At 70.6% G+C, this 23,601-nt stretch carries 19 protein-coding genes and 1 tRNA gene; 10 read left to right on the top strand and 10 right to left on the bottom strand.

Translation table 11 applies throughout. The features are described from left to right. Positions 1–76 precede the first annotated feature (76 nt). Positions 77–1,234: an acyltransferase family protein gene (locus tag RS86_RS02230; protein WP_045270575.1), complete on the bottom strand. Its 1,158-nt coding sequence runs from the start codon at positions 1,232–1,234 to the stop codon at positions 77–79. A gap of 72 nt (positions 1,235–1,306) precedes the next feature. Beyond that, a complete protein-coding gene (locus tag RS86_RS02225; protein WP_045270574.1) occupies positions 1,307–1,798 on the bottom strand; it encodes a YbaK/EbsC family protein in 492 nt (163 codons plus the stop codon). A gap of 79 nt (positions 1,799–1,877) precedes the next feature. Here RS86_RS02225 and pepN point away from each other — a divergent pair, with 79 nt between their 5' ends. Together pepN and RS86_RS02215 are read left to right on the top strand one after the other, a co-directional pair. Further along, positions 1,878–4,373, top strand: a complete 2,496-nt coding sequence (pepN, locus tag RS86_RS02220; RefSeq protein ID WP_045270573.1) for an aminopeptidase N — start codon at positions 1,878–1,880, stop codon at positions 4,371–4,373. A gap of 79 nt (positions 4,374–4,452) precedes the next feature. Beyond that, positions 4,453–5,622, top strand: coding sequence for a cation:proton antiporter (locus RS86_RS02215; RefSeq protein WP_045270572.1), 1,170 nt, complete (start codon positions 4,453–4,455; stop codon positions 5,620–5,622). Here the strand turns inward: RS86_RS02215 and RS86_RS02210 are convergent. Then, a complete protein-coding gene (locus RS86_RS02210) occupies positions 5,591–6,118 on the bottom strand; it encodes a GNAT family N-acetyltransferase (protein WP_235281566.1) in 528 nt (175 codons plus the stop codon). The genes RS86_RS02215 and RS86_RS02210 overlap by 32 nt on opposite strands. Position 6,119: 1 nt before the next feature. Then, entirely contained in the window at positions 6,120–6,758 is a 639-nt protein-coding gene (locus RS86_RS02205; RefSeq protein ID WP_045270571.1) for an MBL fold metallo-hydrolase, read from the bottom strand. A 128-nt stretch (positions 6,759–6,886) separates the two neighbouring features. Here RS86_RS02205 and RS86_RS02200 point away from each other — a divergent pair. The 7 genes from RS86_RS02200 (at position 6,887) to RS86_RS02170 (ending at position 12,856) form a co-directional block, all read left to right on the top strand. Next, positions 6,887–6,959: transfer RNA gene (locus RS86_RS02200), tRNA-Glu, on the top strand. 147 nt (positions 6,960–7,106) lie between these two features. Further along, positions 7,107–7,847 carry a DUF1684 domain-containing protein gene (locus RS86_RS02195; protein WP_045270570.1) on the top strand — a complete coding sequence of 247 codons (741 nt, stop codon included), beginning with the start codon at positions 7,107–7,109 and terminating at the stop codon, positions 7,845–7,847. Positions 7,848–7,893: 46 nt separating this feature from the next. After that, positions 7,894–9,399, top strand: a complete 1,506-nt coding sequence (locus RS86_RS02190; protein WP_045270569.1) for an ABC transporter substrate-binding protein — start codon at positions 7,894–7,896, stop codon at positions 9,397–9,399. A gap of 37 nt (positions 9,400–9,436) precedes the next feature. Continuing rightward, complete coding sequence (locus tag RS86_RS02185) at positions 9,437–10,408, top strand: ABC transporter permease (protein ID WP_105688775.1); 972 nt, start codon at positions 9,437–9,439, stop codon at positions 10,406–10,408. Next, complete coding sequence (locus RS86_RS02180; protein ID WP_045270568.1) at positions 10,405–11,232, top strand: ABC transporter permease; 828 nt, start codon at positions 10,405–10,407, stop codon at positions 11,230–11,232. The genes RS86_RS02185 and RS86_RS02180 overlap by 4 nt, the downstream gene beginning before the upstream one ends. Continuing rightward, positions 11,232–12,062: an ABC transporter ATP-binding protein gene (locus RS86_RS02175; protein ID WP_045270567.1), complete on the top strand. Its 831-nt coding sequence runs from the start codon at positions 11,232–11,234 to the stop codon at positions 12,060–12,062. Before RS86_RS02180 ends, RS86_RS02175 begins: the two co-directional genes overlap by 1 nt. Beyond that, entirely contained in the window at positions 12,059–12,856 is a 798-nt protein-coding gene (locus tag RS86_RS02170; protein ID WP_045270566.1) for an ABC transporter ATP-binding protein, read from the top strand. Before RS86_RS02175 ends, RS86_RS02170 begins: the two co-directional genes overlap by 4 nt. Here the strand turns inward: RS86_RS02170 and RS86_RS02165 are convergent. Continuing rightward, a complete protein-coding gene (locus tag RS86_RS02165) occupies positions 12,822–14,162 on the bottom strand; it encodes an acyltransferase family protein (protein WP_045270565.1) in 1,341 nt (446 codons plus the stop codon). The two genes, RS86_RS02170 and RS86_RS02165, sit on opposite strands and share 35 nt — an antisense overlap. A 230-nt stretch (positions 14,163–14,392) precedes the next feature. Here RS86_RS02165 and trpS point away from each other — a divergent pair, with 230 nt between their 5' ends. Further along, positions 14,393–15,433: a tryptophan--tRNA ligase gene (gene trpS, locus RS86_RS02160; protein WP_045270564.1), complete on the top strand. Its 1,041-nt coding sequence runs from the start codon at positions 14,393–14,395 to the stop codon at positions 15,431–15,433. Here the strand turns inward: trpS and RS86_RS02155 are convergent. The 5 genes from RS86_RS02155 to glgX all read right to left on the bottom strand — a co-directional run bounded on the left by RS86_RS02155 (position 15,421) and on the right by glgX (position 23,586). Further along, complete coding sequence (locus RS86_RS02155; RefSeq protein ID WP_045270563.1) at positions 15,421–16,551, bottom strand: DUF4349 domain-containing protein; 1,131 nt, start codon at positions 16,549–16,551, stop codon at positions 15,421–15,423. The genes trpS and RS86_RS02155 overlap by 13 nt on opposite strands. Continuing rightward, on the bottom strand, positions 16,548–17,108 hold the full coding sequence (locus RS86_RS02150) for an RNA polymerase sigma factor (protein ID WP_045270562.1): 561 nt from the start codon (positions 17,106–17,108) through the stop codon (positions 16,548–16,550). Before RS86_RS02150 ends, RS86_RS02155 begins: the two co-directional genes overlap by 4 nt. A 55-nt stretch (positions 17,109–17,163) precedes the next feature. Continuing rightward, positions 17,164–19,362, bottom strand: a complete 2,199-nt coding sequence (gene glgB, locus RS86_RS02145; RefSeq protein WP_045270561.1) for a 1,4-alpha-glucan branching protein GlgB — start codon at positions 19,360–19,362, stop codon at positions 17,164–17,166. Continuing rightward, entirely contained in the window at positions 19,359–21,377 is a 2,019-nt protein-coding gene (locus RS86_RS02140) for a maltotransferase domain-containing protein (RefSeq protein ID WP_082076506.1), read from the bottom strand. Before RS86_RS02140 ends, glgB begins: the two co-directional genes overlap by 4 nt. Before the next feature lie 109 nt (positions 21,378–21,486). Next, on the bottom strand, positions 21,487–23,586 hold the full coding sequence (glgX, locus tag RS86_RS02135; protein WP_082076503.1) for a glycogen debranching protein GlgX: 2,100 nt from the start codon (positions 23,584–23,586) through the stop codon (positions 21,487–21,489). Positions 23,587–23,601: the final 15 nt, after the last annotated feature.

The raw sequence follows: 23,601 nt of genomic DNA, 5'->3' as shown, positions 1-23,601 counted from the left end.
CCGTCCACCCGAGTCGTCCCCGCCAGCGGACGCCATAGGCGCCGCTGATGGGGACGACTCGGAAAGTAGGAGGGGGTCAGTCGGCGCGGGCGAGGGCGACGCGGCGGGCCGCGCCGATGCGGCGGACGTGCGCCCGCTCCGCGAGGGCGGCCCCGATCGTGCCGGCCTGCCGGGCGAGATCCTGCGCCTGCCGCTCGACCAGCGCGTGGAACAGCGCGGCGACGGCGAGGCTGAGCGGGATCCCGATCAGGCACGCGAGCCACCACTGCTCGGCCCCGAGCAGGTAGCAGAGCGAGGCCAGGATCGGGGCGTGCACGAGGTAGAGGCTGAACGACACGCGTCCCAGCCACTGCATCGGCCGGATATCGAGCACCCGGCGGGCTCCCGGCCACACCAGGGCGAGGACCACGAGGAGCGCCGCGCCGGCGCCCGCGAGCGCCCACAGTACGTCGGCCGCCGCCGTGCCCGCGGTGATCGGACGCGCCAGCCAGCTCGCGATGAGCAGGACGCAGGCGATGACGGAGAGCCAGGGGAGCGCCCGGCGCACGCGGGGACGTTCGGCCCAGGCCCGAAGATCCGCGAACCGCACCGCGATCAGGGTTCCGAGCAGGAACACCGGCAGATAGGCGAGCGCGGACTCCCCGGTCGCGCGGCCCACGAACATGAGGATCACGGCGAGCCCGGCGGCGGGCACCGCGAAGCGGCGGATCCGCAGCGCGGCCCAGAGGTACAGCGGCAGCAGCAGCGAGAAGAACAGCTCCCAGCGCAGCGACCACAGCACGTTGTCGATCGGATAGTTCGACCGCAGGAGCGTCATCTGCGACAGCACGTCGCCGGCGGAGACGCTCGTCGCCTGCGCATCCTGCATCCACGAGTTCTCGGGCATCGTCGACGCGTCGCGCGGGATCAGCTGGACGAGGAGCGCGGCGGCTCCGAGCGCGGCGATCACCGGCACGTACAGCCGGATCAGGCGCGCGGGGTAGTACCGCGCCCAGGAGAAGCCAGGCCGCAGCGCGGGCAGCACGACCACCATCCCGGACAGCACGAAGAACACCATGACCGCCTCGGATCCGGCCAGGAGCAGCTTGAGGGGCGACTGCGTGAGCAGTGCCCAGCCGGCCGGGTCGATCCACGGTTCCGCGATCAAGGAGGCGTGGTGGATGAGGACGATCCCCGCGGCGAGGCCGCGGAGTCCGTCGAGGGAACTGATCCTGCCGTTACCGTTCTGTGACATCCCTTTCCACGGTAGGCACCGAGTCTGGGTGCCTCCTGGACTGTGCCCCGGAGGGCGCGAAGGACGTCCGGTTCAGTCTGCGGCGACGACGATGACCGCGCCGCCCGTGAGGGATACGAGCTCGTCGAACGTCATCGGCATGACCGTATGCGGGGTGCCGCCGGCGGTCCAGACCACGTCGTAGTCGCGGAGCGCCGCGTCGATGAAGGTCCGCACCGGGGCGGGGTGGCCGACCGGGGCCACACCGCCGATCGCCTGCCCCGTCACCTCGCGCACCGTCGCTGCGGGCGCCATCGCGACTGTCTCCGCACCCACGGCTGCGGTGAGCAGGGCGATGTCGACCCTGTGCCGACCGCTCGTCATCACGAGCAGCGGCTCGCCGTCCGCGAGGAAGAGCAGACTGGATCCGATCGCGCCGACCTCGCAGTCCAGCGCCGCGGCGGCCTCGGCGGCGGTGCGTGCGGAATCGGGCAGCTCGCGCACCTGTGAGGAGAGTCCCGCGGCCCGGACGTGCTCCTGCACGATCCTGCTGCGCTCGGGGAGGGAGGCGGTCTGCTCTGTCATGCGACCATGCTGGCACAGCGCCCGCGGCACCGGGCGCCCGTCAGTCCGGCGCATGTGCAGAGCATGGAACGATGGATCCATGACCACCGCCAACCTCACCCGCACCGAGACCGCCGCTCGATCCGGGAGCGTCGACCTGCACCGTCTTCGTGTCGAGCTCGACGTGACCGGCGCCACCGACCCGGCGAACACCGGGTTCCCCGTGACCACGACGCTGGAGTTCGATGCGCGTACGACGGAGACGTGGGCCGACTTCCTCGGCGAGGCCGTGCACGACGTCGAGGTGGACGGGCAGCGGCGTGAGGTCGAGTGGGACGGCGCGCGGATCCGCCTCGTCGGTCTCGCCGAGCACAACACCGTGGTCATCCGCGCCACCGGTGCCTACAGCCGCTCCGGGGAGGGGCTGCACCGTTTCGCCGACCCCGTGGACGGGGGCGTGTACCTGTACACGCACGACGAACCGGCCGACGCGCGCCGCTTCATGGCGTGCTTCGAGCAGCCGGACATGAAGGCGGCGGTCACGGTCGTGGTGACCGCTCCCGAGGGGTGGGAGGTGCTGTCGAACCAGTCGCCCGCCACGACGAGCGCCCAGGACGGCGCGCAGACCGTCGAGTTCGCGCCGACACTGCCGCTGTCGAGCTATCTGACCTGCATCGCGGCGGGTCCCTATACGCGCGTGTCGGCCGAGTGGCGGCGCGGCGATCTCGTCGTGCCGCTCTCCGTGCTCAGCCGCGCCTCGATGGCGGAGCACCTCGCCGCCGACGAGATCCTCGAGGTGACCCGGCAGGGCCTGGACTTCTTCGCGGAGGCGTTCGCCTTCCCGTATCCGTGGGGGAAGTACGACCAGATCTTCGTGCCGGAGTACAACATCGGCGCCATGGAGAATCCCGGTCTGGTCACTTTCGCCGAGTCGTACCTCTACCGGGGGGCCGCGACCCGCGCGCAGCGGCAGGCGCGGGCGAACACGATCCTGCACGAGATGGCGCACATGTGGTTCGGTGACCTGGTCACCATGACCTGGTGGGACGACCTGTGGCTCAAGGAGTCGTTCGCGGACTACATGGGATCGCACGCCTCCGTCGCCGCGACCGAGTTCACCGACGCCTGGGTCGCGTTCGCCAACCGGCGCAAGGCGTGGGCGTACACGCAGGACCAGTTGCCCAGCACCCATCCGATCGTCGCCGACATCGCCGACCTCGAGGCGGCGAAGCTCAACTTCGACGGCATCACCTACGCCAAGGGCGCAGCCGTGCTCAAGCAGCTCGTGGCGTTCGCAGGGGAGGACGCGTTCTTCGAGGGCGCCCGCCGCTACTTCGCCCGGCACGCCTATGGCAACACCACGCTCGAGGACCTGCTGGTCGAGCTCGAGCAGGCCTCGGGCCGCGACATGCGCACCTGGGCTCAGGCATGGCTGCAGACCACCGGCATGAGCACGCTGAGCGTCGAGCGCGGAGAGAACGGCACGGCTGTCCTCGTCCAGACGGATCCGCGTCCGCATCGGCTGCAGATCGGCCTGTACGACCTGCAGGACGATGCGCTGGTGCTGCGCGAGCGGATCCCCGTCGACATCGCCGAAGAGCGCACCCCTGTCGCGCTGCCGGATGCCGACCTCGTCCTGCTCAACGACGGCGACCTCACGTACGCCAAGGCGCGGCTCGACCTGCGCTCGCTGGCGGCCGTCGAACGGGGGCTGTCCTCGCTCTCCGATCCGCTCGCGCGAGCGCTGCTCTGGTCGGCGCTGTGGAACGCGACGCGGGACGGCGAGCTCGCCGTCGAACGCTACCTCGGGATCGTCGTGGCGCATGCGCCCGCCGAGACCGACAGCGCGCTGCTCGGCGGCGTCGTGCTGAACGCGCCGTTCGCGATCGGGCATTATCTGCCGCAGGCCGCCGTGGCCGAGGCGCGGGCCGCGTGGCTGGACGCGACGTGGGCGGCGCTCGGCGAGGCTGTGCACGGCAGCGACGCGCAGCTCGTCTGGGCGCGGGCGTTCGCCGCCGCCGCGGCCTTCGACGGCCGCCGGCGTCTCGACGTCTCCACCCTGCTGATCGGGTCCGGACCCGCGGGCCTCCCGATGGACGCCGACCTGCGCTGGGAGCTGCTCACCGCGCTCGTCGCCACCGGTCACGCCGGGGCGGAGGAGATCACCGAGGAGCAGTTGCGCGACCACACGGCGAGCGGTCGCACCGCGGCGCTCGCAGCTGCGGCGTCGACGCCGAGCGTCGCGGTGCGCGCGGCCGACTGGCGCGCCGCCTGGGGCGATCTGACGCTCACGAACGACCACCTCGACGCCACGATCCGCGGTTTCGGGGCGGGCGGGCGACGCGATCTCGTCGCCGCCTTCGACGCGGAGTACTTCTCGCGGATCGAGGCGGCCTGGGCGGATCGGTCGATCGAGATCGCCCGGCGCCTGGTGATCGGGCTGTATCCGGACGCGCAGACCACTGATCTCGTCGACGCCTGGCTCGATGCGCATCCTGACGCCCCCGCTGCGCTCCGCCGGCTCGTGCTCGAGCAGCGCGACCACCAGCAGCGTGCGATCCGGGTGCGCCGGGCACAGGGAGGCCTCGCCGGCTGAGCCTGCGGCGCGCGCGACGGCACGGAACCGAGAGCCCGGGATCCGGCAGGACGCGGACCGGCGGATCTAGAGTGTGCGCATGACGTTCGCGACCCTGGCGCTGCTGGTGCTGGTGGGACTCGCCGGCCCCGTGCTCTCCGCCCGGCGAGCCTGGCGGATCCCCGTGATCGCCGGCGAGCTCGGGGCGGGGCTCGCGATCGGGTCGACGGAGTTCGGCTGGGTGGACGCGGCGGAGCCGACGTTCACGCTGCTCGCACAACTCGGGTTCGGCCTCATCATGCTCGTGATCGGCTCGCACATCCCGATCCGGGACACCGCTGTGCGCGCCGCGGTAGGGCGCGGCGCGGCGGGCGCCGCGATCGTGGCCGCGGTCGCCGTGGCGCTCGGCGTGGGCACCGCTCTGCTGTTCGGCACCTCGCACGGGGCGGTCTACTCCGTGCTCATCGCCTCGTCGTCGGCCGCGCTCGTGCTGCCCATGCTGCGGTCCCTTGATGTCTCGGCCGATTCCGCGGCGCAGCTCATCGCGCAGATCGCGATCGCAGACGTGGCCTGCATCGTCGCGCTCCCGCTCGTGCTGCAGCCGGAGCGCGTGCCGCTCGTCGCGCTCGGCGGGGTCGGCATCGCCGTGGTGGGGGTGGTGCTCGTGCTGGTCCTCCGACGCGTCGGCACCCATCGGCTGCGCGTGCTGCACGAACTCTCGGAGTCCCGGCAGTTCGCGCTCGAGCTGCGGTTCAGCCTGCTGGCGCTGTTCGGGCTGGCGGGGATCGCCCAGTTCACGCACGTCTCGGTGATGATGGCGGGCTTCACTCTCGGGCTGGTGCTCTCGGCGGTGGGCCAGCCGCGGCGCCTCGCCCGTCAGCTGTTCGGGATGACCGAAGGCTTCTTCGGGCCGCTGTTCTTCGTGTGGCTCGGCGCCTCGATCAATCTGCGGGATCTGGGATCGCACCCCGAGATGATCCTGCTCGGACTCGCGCTGGGCGCCGCGGCGGTCGTCGCGCACCTCGCGGGGCGCATCACCGGCCTGCCCTGGGCGCAGGCGGTGGCGTCGGCGGGGCAGCTCGGCGTGCCCGTCGCGGCGGTGGCCCTGGGCGTCGAGACCAAGGCGCTGCTGCCCGGAGAGGGGGCCGCGATCCTGCTCGGGGCCCTCGTGGCCGTGGTCGCGTCCTCCGCCGCGGTCGCCGTCGTCTCGCGACGGAATGCCGCATCGTCGCCGCCGGCTAGCCCCGAGGAGCGACCTGCATCCCCATGACCGTGCGCACGATCCACGGATGAGAGTGGTCGTCGGCGATGTGCGTCATGCCGAGCTTGGCCGCCACCCGCAGTGATGCGGCGTTCTGCGGATGGATGATGGCGGTCAGCGGGGTCGGGGCGAACACGCCGCGCACCAGCTCGACGCAGGCCTGTGCGGCCTCGGTGGCGAAGCCCTCGCCCTGCCGGTCCGCGCGCACGTGGTAGCCGACTTCGCGGACGGCGATGCCGTTGTACGTCTGCCAGGTGATCCCGCAATCGCCCAGGAACTCACCCTCCGCGGTTTCGATGATCCAGAGGCCGTGGCCGTCCTGCTCATAGCGCCGGCGCTGGTTCGCGATCCACTCGGCGCTCTCGTCCCTCGTCTTCGGGGCCGGATAGAACGCCATGACCTCGGGATCCCCGAGGAGCGCGGCCATCGGATCGAGGTCGCCGTCGTTCATCTCGCGGAAGCGGATCCGGAGGGTCGGCGAGGGGAGGAGGCGTGCGGCGGCCACCTCAGGCCTCGAGGTCGTCGCCGGGATCCAGCTCGAAGAACTCCCCGCCGTTCTGCTCGGTCGCCCACTTCAGGCGTCCGCGGTGCATGTTCGAGCCGATCACGGAGAGCGTCATGTCGTGCGTGCCGAACGCTCGGCGGGGCTTCACCGCCAGCACGAAGTCGATCGCGTCGCCGATCTTCAGCCACGGGGCGCCCAGCGGCGCGGCGAGCGTGCCGACCTCGACGCCCTCCGGCACGGCATAGGAGTCGCCCGGGTAGTACAGCTCGTCGTCCACCAGCACCCCGACGTTGTCGATGAGCGGGATCGAGGAATGGATCTCGGCGTGCACGCCCCCGAAGAAGCGCAGTGTGAAGTCACCTGCCGTGACGGTGTCGCCGGGAGCGACCTCGGTGATCTCGTACCCCTCGGCGGCGCGGACCACGCCGGCCGGAGCGAAGATCGGGGTGCCTGCGGCAGCGCGCAGGATCCTGTCCAGGTGCTCCGGCGTCCAGTGGTCCGCATGCTCGTGAGTGATCACGACGCCCACCAGGCGGTGCAGTTCGTCGAGGGGGAGCGTGAAGCTTCCCGGGTCGATGAGCAGGGTCTGGCCGTGGTCCTCGACGCGGAGCGCCGCGTGCTCATGCTTGGTGATGCGCATTCCCCGAGCGTAATCCTGCGGGGCGCGACACACCCGGGGTTCGCATCGAGCCGGGCTCGATTTGGCGGCCGCTGGGGGTCATGTCATACTTGAACGGTTGTCGCGAGACGGAAACGGATCGCCAAGAAGGCCCCATCGTATAGCGGCCTAGTACGCTGCCCTCTCACGGCGGTAACGCGGGTTCGAATCCCGCTGGGGTCACAGACAACACACGAAAGCCCTCGGTTCGCCGAGGGCTTTCGTCGTTCCCGGAAGGCATCGCCGCGAAGTCGATACGCGCCGCCGGGAATACGACGAACGATGACGCGCGTTGAGGAGCGGGGGAAACCCTCGACCTAGGCTGGAGAGATGCCTGTGAATGCTACGACCGACGCCGATTCCACGGCGGCGCGCGCCGCCCACGACGAGTGGAAGGCCGGCCGGCTCGTCGCGGTGACGGCACCGCAGGGAAACCTCGCCCTCATCGAGACGCGATGGCTGGATTCCGAGGACGGGACGACGCCCGAGGAGGCGTCCGCAGGCCTGCCCGACACGGTCGTCGTGACCGAACTGACCCGCCGCCACCTCACCACGGGCGAGCCCGAGCGTGGTCTGCGGTTCTGGGACGCGGCGTCCGCGCGCAATCGCGAATTCGAAGGCATTGCGACGTTCGACTACGACCCCGCCTGGCGGCTGACCGGCACGTTCACGCCGGTCGACGGCGGCCGTGCCGTGCCGTACGAGCACCTCCGTGACAACGGCCTCAGCCGCGAGCTGCCCGTACCAGGCGACCTCGCCGTCACGATCGACGGCACCGACTACTCGCTCGACGCGTTCGACGACGGCGGCACTCTGCTGCTCGTGTTCGCGGACCCGACGAACCGCACCGAGGATCCTGAGTCCCGCACCTACGGTCCTGGACGGTTCCTGTTCGTGCAGGACGACTCCGGTCTCGACGGAACCCGCGATGTCGTGCTCGACTTCAACCGCGCCTTCGTGCCGCCCTGCGGCTTCTCCGACCAGTACAACTGCCCGCTGCCGCCGCTCTCCAACCGGCTGACGACGCCGGTGCGCGCCGGCGAGCGCCTCCCTCTTCCCGACCAGCACTGACGCAGCCCGAACAGCACTGAAGTCTCCCGACCAGCAAGGACGATCCATGAAGTTCTCCCGCATCGCGGCACTCGCCGCCTCCCTGACCGTGGTGGCCGTGCTCGCCACCGCGTGCTCCGGCGGGGCCGGCACCGCCGGCGGCACTCCCGACGCGAACGCGACAATCCGGATCGGCTCGCTCTCGGCACCGCTGAACCTGTCCAACGTCGACGCGGGCGGACAGGGCGTCACCGAGGCGCTGAACGGCAACGTCTACGAGGGCCTGTTCCAGCTCAGCGACGACGGCAAGGTGGTCAACCGCCTCGCCACCGACTACTCGGTCAGCCCCGACGGCCTCGCGTACACGGTGAAGCTGCGCAGCGGCGTGACCTTCCACTCCGGCAAGGCGCTGACCAGCGCCGACGTGAAGTCCTCGCTCGAGCGGGTGCTCGCCGACAGCTCGCAGTCCGCGCGCAAGTCGCAGCTCGCGGTCGTGGACAGCGTCGAGACGCCCGACCCGGAGACCGTCGTCTTCCACCTGAAGTCGCGCTCGATCTCGTTCCCGTACAACCTCACGTACGTGTGGATCGTGAACACCGACGCGAAGGATCTGAAGACGGCCGAGGACGGCACGGGTCCGTACACGGTCGACCAGTTCAAGCGCGGCTCCTCGCTCACGCTGAAGCGCTTCTCCGACTACTGGGGCACCGCAGCGAAGAGCAAGGAGGTCGACTTCACCTACTTCACCGACGCGTCCGCGCTCTCCAACGCGCTGCTGACCAATGCGGTCGACATCGTCACCCAGGTGCAGAGCCCCGACGCGCTCACGCAGTTCACGGGCAACAAGGACTTCACGGTCTCCGAGAACACCTCCACGACCAAGGAACTGCTGGCCTTCAACGACAAGGTCGCGCCTTTCGACGACAAGCGCGTGCGCAAGGCGATCACGCAGGCGATCGACAACAAGAAGCTGCTGGATTCGATCTGGGACGGCCGTGGCACGCTGATCGGATCCATGGTCCCGCCGACGGACCCCTGGTACGAGGACCTCACCGCGGTGAACCCGTACGACCCCGCAGCGGCGAAGTCGCTGCTCGCCGAGGCCGGGCAGTCCTCCCTCTCGTTCACGCTCGACACCCCGTCCTACGACCCGCACCCCGCGGTCGCGGAGTTCATCAAGTCGGAGCTGGCCAAGGTCGGCGTCACGGTGAAGATCAACACGATCTCCGAGGACCAGTGGTACACGAACGTCTTCCAGAAGAAGGACTTCGCGGCGACGCTGCAGGAGCACGTCAACGACCGCGACCTGGTCTGGTACGGAAACCCCGACTTCTACTGGGGCTACAACAACCCGCAGGTCGTGCAGTGGGTCGCCGACGCCGAGCAGGCGAGCAGCACCGACGAGCAGACCGCGATCCTCAAGAAGGTCAACACGCAGATCGCGGAGGACGCCGCGAGCGACTGGCTGTTCCTCGCGCCGCAGATCGTCGTCGCGTCGAGCTCGGTCAAGGGCTACCCCCTGCACGGCCTGAACTCGCAGTTCTTCGTGGCGGACATCGAGAAGACGCAATGATCGCAGCCGTCGAGCGGAAACGTCGGACAGGAGAGCGGTGACCCGATACCTCGTCCGCCGCCTGCTCTTCCTGGTGCTCTCGTTCCTGGTGGGGATGCTCGTCGTCTTCCTCCTGCTGCGGGTGCTCCCCGGCGACCCGGCGAACGCGCTCATCTCGGTGAACGCGACGCCGGAGCAGATCGCGGCGGCGAGGGCGCAGGTCGGATCCGACCAGCCGGTGATCGTGCAACTGGGATCGTGGCTCTCCGGCCTGCTCCGCGGCGATCTGGGCACGTCGTTCACCTCGGGCGCTCCCGTCGCGGGCGACATCGCCGCCCGGCTCGCGGTGACGCTGCCGCTCGCTCTCATCTCGTTCGTGATCGCGACCCTGCTGGGCTCCGTGATCGGAGTGGTCGCGGCGGCGCGGGCCAGGACCTGGTACGGCGCGCTGCTGGGCGCCATCACTCAGCTGGGCATCGCCGTGCCGGTGTTCTGGGTCGGGCTCCTCGTGGTCTGGCTGTTCGCGCTGACGCTGAGACTGCTGCCCTCGGGCGGCTTCCCGCGGGACGATTGGGCCGATCCGGGTGCGGCGCTCAGCGCCCTCGCGCTGCCGGTCATCACGATCGTCATCGTGATGAGCGCCTCGCTCGCGCGCTACGTGCGCTCGGCGACGCTCGACGTCCTCGACTCCGACTACCTGCGCACGGCCCGCGCGCTGGGGGAGAGCCGCGCCGGAGCGTTCTTCGCGCACGGGGTGCGCAACGCGGCCGTCCCGGTGATCTCGATCCTCGGCATCGAACTGGCGTCCACGCTGCTCGGCGCGGTGGTGGTCGAGTCGGTCTTCACGCTCCCCGGCCTCGGCGCGCTGCTGGTCAAGGCCGTCGGCGAGCACGACTACCCGAGCATCCAGGGCGTGCTCGTGGTCACCACCGCACTCGTCCTGCTCATCGGCTTCCTGGCCGACGTCGCCCAGCGGCTCGTCGACCCGCGCCTGCGGGGCAGCATCTCGGCGAGAGGCGGCCAGGCATGACCCGATCCTTCCGGCGCCGGGACATCACCCTCACGATCGGGATCGCGATCCTCGCGGTGCTCGCCCTCGCGGCGGTCGTCTCGGTGTTCTGGACGCCGTTCCCGCTCGACGACACGTCCGGTGGACGGCTCGTGCCGCCGGGCGGCGCGCACCTGTTCGGCACCGACAAGCTCGGGCGCGATCTGTTCAGCCAGGTGCTCGCCGGCACGCGGATCGCGATGCTGGTCGGGCTCGGCGCCGTCGCCCTCGCCGGCGTCATCGGCTTCGTGGTCGGCACGGCCGCGGCGCTGCTGCCGGGGTGGGTGGACGACGCGGTCTCCTCGCTCCTCGATGTGCTGATCGCCTTCCCGACCCTCCTGCTCGCGATGCTGATCGTCGCTGCCAGGGGCCCCGGCCTGGACACCGCGATCGTCGCCATCGGGATCGCCGGATCCGCGATCGTGTCGCGCTTCACGCGGATCCTGGTCAAGAGCGTGCTGTCGCGGAGCTTCGTGACCGCCGCGCGCACGTCGGGCGCGCCGACCCTGGGCGTGCTCGTGCGGCACGTGCTGCCGAACATCTGGCCCGCGCTGGTGGTGAACCTCGCGGTCCTCTTCGGCGCCGCGATCATGGCGGAGGCCTCACTGTCCTATCTGGGCCTCGGCGTGCCGCCGCCCAACTCGTCGCTCGGACGGCTGCTGCAGGAGGCGCAGGGCACCGTGCTGACCTCGCCCTGGGGCGCCGTCATCCCCGGCGCCGTGATCGCTCTGCTCGTGCTGGGCGCGAACGCGGTCGCGGATGGTCTTCGGGAGCGGTTCGATCCGACCAGGCGGGGGAGGAGCTGATGGGTGCGACGCTGCAGGTGCGGGGACTCCGCATCGTCACGAGCGCGGGAGCGGAGCTGGTCCGAGACCTCGATCTCGATCTCGCTCCGGGCGAGCGGCTGGGACTCGTCGGCGAGTCCGGATCCGGCAAGACGCTCACCGGACTCGCGCTGCTGGGCCTCCTGCCATCGGGGCTCACGGCGAGCGGATCGATCCGGCTCGACGACACCGAGCTGATCGGCGCCGGCGAGCGCGTGCTGCAGCGCGTCCGCGGATCGCGGATCGCCGCGGTGTTCCAGGATCCCTCGTCCGCGCTCGACCCCCTCATGCGGGTGGGCGACCAGATCGCCCGGCCGCTGCGCCGGCACCGCGGTCTGCAGGGCGCGGCGCTGCGCGCAGCCGTGCGTGCGGCCGCGGAGGAGGTGCGCCTGCCGGATCCCGAGCGACTGCTGCAGCGCTACCCCTTCGAGCTCTCCGGCGGACAGCGTCAGCGGGTCGCGATCGCCATGGCTCTGGCCTGCCGTCCCGACGTCCTCCTCGCGGACGAGCCGACCACCGCGCTCGACGTGACCGTCCAGGCCACCGTGCTGGAGCTGCTCGACGACGCGGTGCGGCGGCACGGCACCTCGCTCGTTTTCGTCTCGCACGATCTCGCCGTCGTCGCCGGGATCGCCGAGCGCGCGATCGTGCTGCGCCGCGGCGAGGCCGTCGAGGAGGGCCCCGCGCGGCGCATCGTGACCGCGCCCGAGCATGAGTACACCCGTCGCCTGGTGGGGGCGGCCCGTGAGCTGGAGTCGGCGCTGGACCGCTTGAGCGGCACCGGTACCGGCGGAGAGGGAGGCCGCGCATGAGCGCCCTGTTCACGCTCGACGGGGTCTCGCATCACTACCGTCGATCCGCCCCCGCGGCCCTGCAGGATGTGACCTTCGCGGTCGAGGAGGGGCACAGCCTGGGGCTGGTCGGCGAGTCCGGCTCGGGCAAGACCACCGCGCTCTCGCTCATGCTCGGCCTGCGGCGCCCGACCGCGGGAAAGGTGCTGTTCGAGGGCGAGGCTCCGGCGTCGGGGTCTCGCGCCGCCGTGCGGGCCTTCCGGCGTGCGGTGCAGCCCGTCTACCAGGACCCCTTCGCCTCGCTGGATCCGCGCCAGCGCGTCGACTCCGTCCTCGCCGAGCCGCTGCGGTGGCTCGGCGACCGCGACCGTGACGCCGAGCGCGGCGACCGGGACGCGCGTGCCTCCCGCCGGGATCGGCTGGTCGAGGCGCTGCGGGAAGTGGAGCTCGAGGACGACGCCCTGCTGCGCTACCCGCACGAGTTCTCCGGAGGTCAGCGGCAGCGCATCGCGATCGCGCGCGCCCTGATCACGCGCCCTCGAGTGCTGCTCGCGGACGAGCCCGTGAGCGCGCTCGACCTGTCCACCCGACTCGACATCGTGCGGCTGCTCGCGCGCCTCCAGGCCGAGCACGGCATGACGCTCGTGATGGTCTCGCACGACCTCTCGATCGTCGCCGAGCTGTGCGCGGACGTCGTGGTGCTGCAGGGCGGACGCGTGGTCGATGCCGGGCGCACCGCCGATGTGCTCGCGAACCCGCGGAGCGCCTACACGCGTGCTCTCATCGACGCGGTGCCGAGGCTCCCGCAGGCGTGAGCGGCGCACGGTACGCACCGACGAGCCGGAGCGCGAGCGCGGAGGCGATCAGCGCGCAGACGGCGAGCGGGAGATCCAGGCCGTAGGCCGTGATCGCGAGGATCGGCAGCAGGAAGACGACGACGGCCGTGGCCGTCACGCCGCGGGACGGCTTCTCGCCCATGGCCGGCGCCTTCTCGAAGCGCACGAGCCAGAGCGACAGGAGCCACACCGCCGCGAGCACGACGATCAGGAACGGCACCCGCGTCCACCACCAGAGCGCGCTGCCCGGCGCGGGCATCGGCACGGGGAGCAGCAGCTGCACCCCGATCAGGACCATGATCATCGGCAGGTGCCAGAGGTACACCGTCATGAGGCGCGAGCCGATGAGCAGCACCGCGCCCTGTGCGGCGCGGGTGCGCATGAGCGCCGTGAGCGGGCGGTGCAGCACGGTGAGCGCCGCCGCCTGGACGACGGCGAGGATCGCGAGGGGCGTCGTCGGCGGCCACTGATTGCTGAGCATGTTCCAGGAGTAGCCACCGAGGGAGACGAGGCCCCAGATCGCGAGATACCCGGCGGCGATGAGCCCGAGCAGCTGCCAGAACCTGCGACGGGAGAACCAGCCGTCGAACAGGAAGAAGCCGACCTGCTGGGCGAACAGCCAGACGAAGACCACGTTGGGGATGCCGAAGAGCTCGGCGCCGATGCCGTAGCCGGTCGAGGGGACGTGGCCGAGTCCGAAGAGCCCGCCGGCGACGAGGAAGCGGAGCGCGTCGGTCGCAGCGGCACCGGCCAGCAGCACGAGCGGCACGATCATGCCGAAACGGGCATGCAGTCCGATCATCCAGGGAGCCAGAGCCTGCACGAGCAGGTACGCGGCGAGGAACCACAGGGGCGAGCCGACACCGATCGCGATCGTGTCGACGAGCGCGGGATCCACGCCGAGCATGCGGGTCGCCGCCAGGGCGACGGAGAAGAAGACCAACACGGGGATCGCCGGACGGGCCAGCCGCGCCAGGCGCAGGCGGACGAAGCCGACGGCGTCGTCGCCGCGACGCTGTGCAGATCGCCAGCCCGCGCGGGCCGCATAGCCGCCGACGACGAAGAACAACGGCATGATGTTCAGGATCCAGCTGACCGCGTCGAACCAGACCTGGCCCTCGACGGTGCGCTCGATGAGCAGGGAGCCGTCAGGGCGCCGGCCGACGCCGGTGAACAGGATGTGCACGAACACCACCAGCACGACGCACGCGACGCGGGTGAGGTCCAGCGTCAGATCCCGCCCATCGCGGACGACGCTGGCTGCGGAGACGGCGGCGTTGCTCATGGCGATGACCCTAGCGGCGCCCGCATGCCGCGCGTGGCATCGAACGAGGTCGGCGAGCCGCGGTCGGGGACCGGCGTACGATGGTCCCATGCGCGTGAAGAACTCCTGGTGGTGGCTGCTCTAGCAGCCGCACGCGCAACGGACGACCTCTCATTCACGCGGGCTGCATGGCGGCCCGCGTTCCTCATGTGCGCAGTGCATCCGTGCGGCTCCCGACCCCTGGAGCAGACATGGACACCTTCACCGCGACGACCGCCCGCATGATGCGGCTGCGATCCGAGATCGCCGCGCACCCGGAACAGCATCGGATCCTGACGGGGGAGCGCCCCACCGGGCGCCTGCATCTCGGCCACCTGTTCGGCACGATCCTCGAGCGCGTGCGCCTGCAGACCGCAGGTGTCGAGACCTTCGTCGTGCTCGCCGACTATCAGGTGATCACGGACCGGGAGAGCCCGGGAGAGGTCCGCGAGAACATCGTCGAGGCCGTGCGCGACAACCTCGCGGCGGGCCTCGATCCTGAGCGCACGGTGTTCTTCACGCACTCGTCGATCCCGGAGCTGAATCAGCTGCTGCTGCCGTTCCTCAGCCTCGTGACCGAGGCCGAGCTCCACCGAAACCCCACGGTGAAGGCGGAGGCGCAGGACTCGGGGCGAGCGCTCGGCGGACTGCTGCTGACCTACCCCGTGCATCAGGCGGCCGACATCCTGTTCTGCAAGGGGACGCTCGTGCCGGTCGGCAAGGACAACCTCCCGCACGTCGAGATGACCCGCACCGTGGCCCGACGCTTCAACGAGCGGTACGGGGCGGTCTTCCCGGTGCCGGAAGGGCTCGTGACGGACTCGCCAGAGCTGCCGGGGCTGGACGGCAGGAAGATGTCGAAGAGCCACGGGAACGGGATCGCCCTCGGGATGAGCGAGGAGGAGACGGCGCTCGCGATCCGTCGCGCACGCACGGACTCGGAACGGCTCATCGCGTACGACCCCGAGCGCCGTCCCGGGGTCGCCGGCCTCCTCACGACGGCCGCCACCTGTCTGGGCGTCGCCCCGGAGGAGGTCGCGACCCGGATCGGCGCGGGAGGGTCGGCCGAGCTGAAGCGCGTCACCACGACCGCCGTCAACGACTTCCTGCGCGCGCACAGGGAGCGCCGAGCGCGGATCTCGGCGGAGGACGCCGCCGCGGCGATCCGCGCGGGCAATGCGCGCGCCCGCGGGATCGCCGTCGACACCCTCGACGAGGTCCGCGCCGCGATGGGGATGCGCTACGGTTTCTGAGGCTCGGGCTCGGGCTCGGTCTCCGCGGCCTGCATGCTCCCGGCGATGGCACGGCGGGTGCGCCGAGCACGGCGCGTCCGCACGATCGCCCACACGATGAGCGCCACGACGAGCGCGAGAGCCAGCCAGGGAAGCAGGAATCCGAGGGCGATCACGAGGGCGTTGAGGGACACGATGAGTCCCTTCCAGCCTGCGGCGAGACCGTCGCCGAAGCCTGCCGGATCAGCCGCCGCCGGAGCCTCGCGCACGAGCGTCACCTGCACGGAGGACATCGCGACCTGGGACTCGAGGTCCTTCAGCTGCTGCTGCGCCGACTGCAGCTGGGACTGGCGGTCGGTGAGCGCCGTCTCGGCCGTGAGCAGATCCGAGACCGAGGTGGCCTGGGACATCAGCTGGGTCAGGCGCGTGACGGACGCCGTCAGCGAGTCGATCTGCGCGCGCAGATCGGTCGTCGCCGTGGTCACGTCGTTCGTGCCGATCGAGGTCGCCAGCACCGTGCCCTGTTCCCGCAGCGCGTCCATCACGGCGTCGAGGTCCGCGACAGGGACCCGCAGGGTCACCCAGCCGTCTCCGGACGGCGGAGGGACGATCCCGCCATCGGTCGCCACAGGTCCCTGGGCGGAGCCGATCTGCTGGCTCTCCACGAAACCGCCATGCTTCTTGGCGAGAGCGGCCAGGGCATCGGCGGCCTTGCGCACGTCGTCGACCTGCACGGTGGCGGATCCGGTGCGGATCACGTCCCGCGCCTCGTTCGTCGACGGCGCAGAGCCGCCCGCGGAGGACGCGGCGCCGCCGGAGCTCGGCGCCATGTCCTTCGCCACCCCGGAGAGCGACTGCGGTCTCGGCGTCGTGTCGTAGGGCGCACTGGCGGCCGAGGAACCGGAGGACGCGGCACCGGTGGCGTTCAGGATCGCCGGCGTGACCAGCACTCCCACCGCGAACGCCGCCGCGACGCCGCCCGCGGTCAGCCAGCCGCGTCGGCGCGCGCGCCGGCGGGTGAGTGCGGTGTGGGCGCGCTCCGTGTCGCGCTCCTCGGCGATCTGCGCGAAGACGGCCTCCTCGATGCGGTCGACCGTGTCGTCGCTCAGCGGGGGAAGGCCCGTGGGGGTCGTGGTCATGATGCGGGCTCCGTTTCGGTCACAGCGCCGCGCAGGCGGGTGCGCACGCGGGAGAGACGGTTGCGGACGACGCCGTGCCCGACGCCGAGCTCTGCGGCCGCGGCCCGGTAGTCCCAGCCCTCGGTCGCGCACAACCGGAAGATCTCCCGGTCGAGCACGGTCATCCCGTCGAGCTCTGCGGCGATCCTGTCGGCGAGCTCGGTGGCGATCACCTGCTGCTCGACATCGATCAGTGCGGGGAGCAGCTCGTCGACGCCCTCGGCGGTGTGCGCCGCATCGCGCTGGCGGCGGCGCAGGCGGTTGGCCGCCTGGAACCGGCAGATCGTCGCCAGCCAGGGCAGCAGCGAATCGCTCGCGAGCTCCAGGCCGGGAAGCTTCCGCCAGGCGACTACGAAGGCCTCCTGGGTCACATCCTCGGCGTCGCCGGCATCCCCGAGGATGCCGTACGCAATCCAGTAGACCGGGCGGACGTAGGCGCGGTACAGCGTGCGGAAGGCGCTCTCGCTCCCCGCCGCAGCGCGCGCGACGAGCGTCCTGTCGTGTGCATCGTGTGCCATGCCGGCTCCGTTCGGTGTCTCTCACCCTATGAGTGTCGGCACCGGCGGAATCGTCTCAGCCCTTGCTGACGATCGGCACGTGCGGATCCTTCTGGTGGCGCAGCCAGATCGTGGACAGCGCCGGGATCGTCAGGGTCGCCTGCGGGGAGCCGTTCTCGACATCGGTCGCGTACACGAGTCCGAGGTTGCCCTCGCCGTGCCCGCCGAACTCGGCCGCATCGGTGTTCAGCACCTCGGTCCAGCCGCCGGCGAGCGGCAGATCGAGCCGGACGCCGTGCCGGGTCGTGCCGGCGAAGTTGCTGATCACCGCGAGATGCCCGCCGTGCGCGTCGCGGCGCACGAACGCGACGATGGTCGGATCCCAGTCGGGGGCGCCGATCCGCGTGAACGAGCTGCTGTCGTGATCGCGCTCCCACAGCGGCGCGTTCTGCCGGTAGGTGCTGTTCAGGGCGCCGACGAAGTCCTGGAGCTGCCGGTGCGACGGCTGGTCGAGCAGCCACCAGTCCAGACCCCGGTCGACGGACCACTCGGAGAGCTGGCCGAACTCCTGCCCCATGAACAGCAGGTTCTTGCCCGGATGCCCCCACATGTAGCCGAGGTACGCCCGCACGTTCGCGAGCTTCGCGGCGTGGTCGCCCGGCATCTTCGAGAGCAGGCTGCCCTTGCCGTGCACGACCTCGTCATGGCTGATCGGCAGGATGTAGTTCTCGCCGAACGCGTAGACGAAGGAGAACGTCATCTCGCCCTGGTGGTGCGAGCGGTACAGCGGGTCGCGCTCGATATAGACGAGGGAGTCGTTCATCCAGCCCATGTTCCATTTGAAACCGAAGCCGAGCCCGTTGTGATCGGTGGGCGCCGTCACGCCGGGGAAGCTCGTCGACTCCTCGGCGACCATGACGATGCCGGGGTGCTTGCGGTACGCGGTCGCGTTGACCTCCTGGAGGAACCGGATCGCCTCCAGGTTCTCCCGTCCGCCGTGCACGTTGGGCTCCCACTCGCCGTCGTCCCGCGAGTAGTCCAGGTAGAGCATGGAGGCGACGGCATCGACGCGCAGGCCGTCGGCATGGAACTCGTCCAGCCAGAACAGCGCGTTCGCGACGAGGAAGTTGCGCACCTCATTGCGCCCGTAGTCGAAGATGAGCGTGCCCCAGTCGCGGTGCTCGCCGCGGCGCGGATCCGGGTGCTCGTAGACGGCCTCGCCGTCGAAGCGGGCGAGGGCGAAGGCGTCCTTCGGGAAGTGTCCCGGCACCCAGTCGATGATCACGCCGATGCCGGCCTGGTGCAGCCGGTCGATGAGGTGCTTCAAGTCGTCGGGCTCGCCGTAGCGGTGCGTCGCGGCGTAGTAGCCGGTCACCTGGTAGCCCCAGGATCCGTTGAACGGGTGCTCGGCCACGGGCATGAACTCGACATGCGTGAACCCGGTGGCGGTGACGTGCTCGATGAGCTCGTCGGCGATGTCGCGATAGCCGAGGCCGGGTCGCCACGAGCCGAGGTGCAGCTCGTAGACGCTCATCGGCTGGGCGACCGCGTGCGTCGCCGCACGACGGGTCATCCAGGCGCCATCTCCCCAGGAGTACTCCGACCGCGTGACGATCGAGGCCGTCGCGGGCGGGACCTCGGCGAGCTGCGCCATCGGATCCGCCTTGAGGATCCAGGATCCGTGCGGGGTGAGGATCTCGTACTTGTAGTGCGCGCCGGCGTCGACGCCGGGCACGAACAGCTCCCACACGCCGCTCGAGCCCATCGAGCGCATCGCGTCAAGACGGCCATCCCACCCGTTGTGGTCGCCGACCACGCGCACGGCCTTCGCATGCGGCGCCCACACGGCGAACGCCGTGCCCTGGTCGCCGTCGATGAATCGCGGGTGCGCGCCGAGCGCGTCCCAGAGGCGCTCGTGGCGGCCCTCGCGGATGAGGTGCAGGTCGAGCTCGCCGATCGTGGGGGCGTGCCGGTACGGATCGGGGGAGATCCAGTCTGGCGCGTCGCCGTACGTCGCCTTGATCCGGTAGGCGCCGGCGGGGCCCGTGACCTCGCCCTCCCAGACGCCTCCCGCGAGATGGGTCAGGGGCACGTCGACACCGCCGTCGAGCAGCACCGACACGCCCTTCGCGAGCGGTCGCAGCGCGCGCACGATCGTCACGCGTCTGCCGCCCGACTCGGGCTGCGGATGCGCTCCGAGCACGGAGTGCGGGTCGTGGTGCGAGCCCGAGGCCACGGCCTCGAGCACAGCCGGGTCGATCGCAGTGGTGATCATGGCTGCCCCTTCACATGGAGGATGTGCACCGGCTCCGTGAAGGCGTCCAGGCGCACGAAATTGTGATCCGTCCAGGTCCAGACGGATCCGGTGACGAGGTCCTCGACCTCGTACGCCGTTCCGGGCTCGATGCCCCACGCGAGGGTGTCGAGATGCACGGTGGTCTGCCGCACCGAGTGCGGGTCGACGTTCGCGACGACGATGATCGTGTCGCCGGAGTCCGTGCCGGTGAAGGGCGCGTCCAGGTGCTTGGAGAACACCAGGACCGCGTCGTCGTCGCTCCAGTGCAGCTGCAGGTTGCGCAGCTGCCGCAGTGCAGGGTGCGCGCGGCGGATCTCGTTGAGGCGGGTGAGGTAGGGAGCGAGCGAGCGCCCCTCCGCCTCGGCCTTCGCCCAGTCGCGCAGCTTGTACTCGTACTTCTCGTTGTCGATGTTCTCCTCGGAACCGGGACGGGCCACGTTCTCGTACAGCTCGTAGCCGGCGTAGACGCCGTAGAGCGGCGCACCCGTCGCGGCGATGGCGGCCCGGATCCGGTACGCCGCGCGCCCGCCGAACTGCAGGTACTCGGTGAGGATGTCCGGGGTGTTCACGAACAGGTTCGGGCGCATGTAGTCGGCCGTCTCCTGCGACACGGAGAGCAGGAACTCCTCGAGCTCCGCCTTGGTGTTGCGCCAGGTGAAGTAGCTGTAGCTCTGCTGGAACCCGACCGCGGCGAGCCCCCGCATCGGCGCGGGGCGGGTGAACGCCTCGGCCAGGAAGACCACGTCGGGATGCTTGGTGTTGACGGTGCGGATCAGCCACTCCCAGAACCGCAGCGGCTTGGTGTGCGGGTTGTCGACGCGGAAGATCGACACGCCCTGCGCGATCCAGTGCTCGACGATCCGCAGCACCTCGGTGTAGAGGCCCACCGGATCCCGGTCGAAGTTCAGCGGGTAGATATCCTGGTACTTCTTCGGCGGGTTCTCCGCGTACGCGATCGTGCCGTCCGGGAGCTCCGTGAACCACTCCGGGTGCGTGATGACCCAGGGGTGGTCCGGGGCCGCCTGCAGCGCGAGGTCGAGGGCCACCTCGAGGCCGAGCGCGTTCGCCTTCTTCACGAAGGCGCGGAAGTCGGCGAGGGTCCCGAGGTCGGGATGCACGGCGTCGTGCCCGCCCTCCGCGGCGCCGACCGCCCACGGCGATCCGGGATCGGCGGGGCCGGCGGTGAGCGTGTTGTTCGGTCCCTTGCGGTTGAGCCGTCCGATCGGGTGGATCGGCGGGAGGTACAGCACGTCGAAGCCCATCGCCGCGACAGCGGGGAGACGCTCGGCGGCGGTCTCGAAGGTGCCGCTCGCGATCGTGCCGTCCGTCTCGCGCACCGCGCCCTCCGAGCGCGGGAAGAACTCGTACCAGGCCGCGGCGCCGGCGATCGTGCGCTCGACCAGGACCGTCTGCCACGCCGTGGCGGAGTCGAGTGCGGTGAGCGGGCGGTCCGCGAAGAGGGCGGCGAGCTCCTGGTCGGTCGCGACGGCGAGCGCATCCTCCGCGGTCCCGTCGGGGGAGCGCAGTCCCTCCGCCACCGCCGCGAGCCGCTTGCGCTCCGGCTTGGGACGGGACTTGTCCTTCGCGGCGCGTCCGAGCAGGTCCGCACCGAGGGCGCGCATCACCTCGACGTCCACACCGGCGGCGATCTTCAGCTCTGCGGCGTGGGCCCAGGTGGCGAACTCGTCCGCGAACGCCTCGAAGCGGAACGTCCACGCGTTGGTCTCGTCGAGCGCGACATCGACCTGCCAGCGATCGGTGCCGTCGCCGAGCGGGGTCAGCCGGTGCAGGCTCTCCTGATGGTTCGGGGTGCGCAGCCGCAGGTGCACGCCGATGAGGTCGTGCCCCTCGCGGAAGGCCACGACCCGGAACGGGATCACCTCGCCGGAGAAGGCCTTCGGGTGGAAGCCCTCAGGGGCCGCGGGGGAAGGATCCGCGAGCGGGATGCGGGTGGTCTGCGCGTCCGCCGCATCGACGTCGGGCAGTGCGCGCACCGGGATCTGGGCGGTGCTGCGGAGAGCATCGGACGAGGGCTGTGCGGCGGTTCGTTCGGACACACCCTGAACCTACCGCTCTCCGAGGTCGGAAGAGGTAACGGGCGGGTCACTCCGCGCGGAACAGTCGCATCGAGGTGCCGGGAAGGGCGAGCACGTCGCCCGGCCGATGCACCGTCTCGACCGGCGAGGGGCGCTCCTCCGCGCTCGACCACAGCGCGACGTAGCGCGACACGCCGTCGATCTCCGGCAGCCGGACGTCGATCGGCGATTCGGTGCCGTGCACGACGAGCAGGATCCGGTTGAAGGCCTCTTTGTCCGGCGTCGACGATGCGACGTACTGCAGGGTGCGGTTGCGGGGGTCGTTCCACTGCTCGACCTCCATCGTCTCGCCGTCCTGGTCGTACCAGTCCATGACCGAGGCGTTCGGGATGTGCTCGCCGAGCCGGGCGTAGCGGAGCGGGCGCAGAGCAGGGTTCTCCTCGCGCAGCCGAGTCAGCAGCGAGGCATGCGCGAACAGGTCCTGCTGCCACGGCTCGTGATCCCAGTTGAGCCAGCTGATCGCGGAGTCCTGGCAGTACGCGTTGTTGTTGCCGCGCTGGGTGCGCCCGAACTCGTCGCCCGCGGTGAGCATCGGCACCCCGGCCGAGAACAGGAGCGTGCCGAGAAGGTTGCGCATGGCCTTGCGCCGCGCCGCGAGGATGACCGGATCGTCCGTCGGCCCCTCTGCGCCGTGGTTGAACGAGCGGTTCATGTCGGCGCCGTCGTGGTTTCCCTCGCCGTTGGCCTCGTTGTGCTTGACGTCGTAGGAGACCAGGTCGCTCAGGGTGAAGCCGTCGTGCGCGGTGACGAAGTTGATGCTCGCGAGCGGGCCCCGCTCGTCGCTGAAGGTGTTCGCCGATCCGGCGAGCCGATTCGCGAACCCGCCGATGCCGGTCGGCGCCGAGGCGCGGCGGGCATAGTCGATGTCGCTGAGCCAGAAGTTGCGGACGCGGTCGCGATAGCGATCGTTCCACTCGCTCCAGCCGGTCGGGAAGTTCCCCGTCTGCCAGCCACCGAAGCCCACGTCCCAGGGCTCCGCGATGATCTTCGCGTCGGCGAGGACCGGATCCGTCCTGATCGCGTGCAGCAGCGGATGCTGCGGGTCGTACGAGTTCGCGGCGTCACGGCCGAGCGCGGTGGCGAGATCGAAGCGGAACCCGTCGATCTGCATCTCCGTGGTCCAGTAGCGCAGCGAGTCCAGCACGAGGCGCGCGGCGGCGGGCGTCGCGGTGTCCAGGGTGTTCCCGCAGCCCGTCGTGTCGATGTAGCTGCCGTCCTCCTGCTGGCGGTAGTAGAGGGCGTTGTCGATCCCGCGCAGGCTGGTCCGAGGGCCGCCGATGCCCTCCTCGTTCGTGTGGTTGTACACGACGTCGAGGATCACCTCGAGGCCGGCCTCGTGCAGCAGCTTCACCATGCCCTTGAACTCGCGCAGGACCGCCTCCGGGCCCTCCTTGCGCGAATCCTCGGTCGCGTACGCCGCATGCGGCGTGAAGAAGTTCAGGGTGTTGTAGCCCCAGTAGTTCGACAGGCCCCTGTCCAGCAGCCGCGGCTCGGAGGCGAACGCCTGCACGGGCAGCAGCTCGACGGCGGTGATCCCGAGTTCGCGGTAGTACTCGATCATCGCGGGGTGCGCGACGCCGGCGTATGTGCCGTGCAGCGCCGGCGGCACTCCGGGGTGGCGCTTGGTGAGTCCCTTGACGTGACCCTCGTAGATCACGGAGCGGTCGAGGGACGTCTGCGGCTTGGCGACGCCGCCCCAGTCGAAGCCGTCCTCGATGACGACAGAGCGCCACTCCTCGTAGCCGTCGCCCTGCGCGAGGCCCCTGGCATAGGGATCCAGCAGCAGGGTCTCCGGGTTGAACGTGTTGCCGGGGCTGTGCGCGCCGTCGACGCGCAGCGCGTAACGGGTCCCGGGCTTGAGGAGCTCCGTGGTGATCTCCCACACGCCGCCGGGGCGGCGCTCGAGCGCGAGCTGAGCGGTCTCCCAGTCCAGATCGGTCTCATCGAAGATCACGAGCTCGATCGCGGACGCGTTCTGCGACCAGACGCGCAGCGTGGCGACCCCGTCGTGAAGGCGGACGCCGAGGTCGTCCAGGGACGCGCTGCACAGGGCGCAGCCCTCGCCGTCGGATACCGGCGTCTCGACCTCTATCGCGTGCGGACACATGAGGGAAAGAATATC

The organism is Microbacterium azadirachtae (genome assembly GCF_000956505.1).
Lineage (GTDB): Bacteria > Actinomycetota > Actinomycetes > Actinomycetales > Microbacteriaceae > Microbacterium > Microbacterium azadirachtae_A.
Note: the sequence above shows the minus strand (reverse complement) of the source record. Positions and strands in the feature narration are given on the sequence as shown.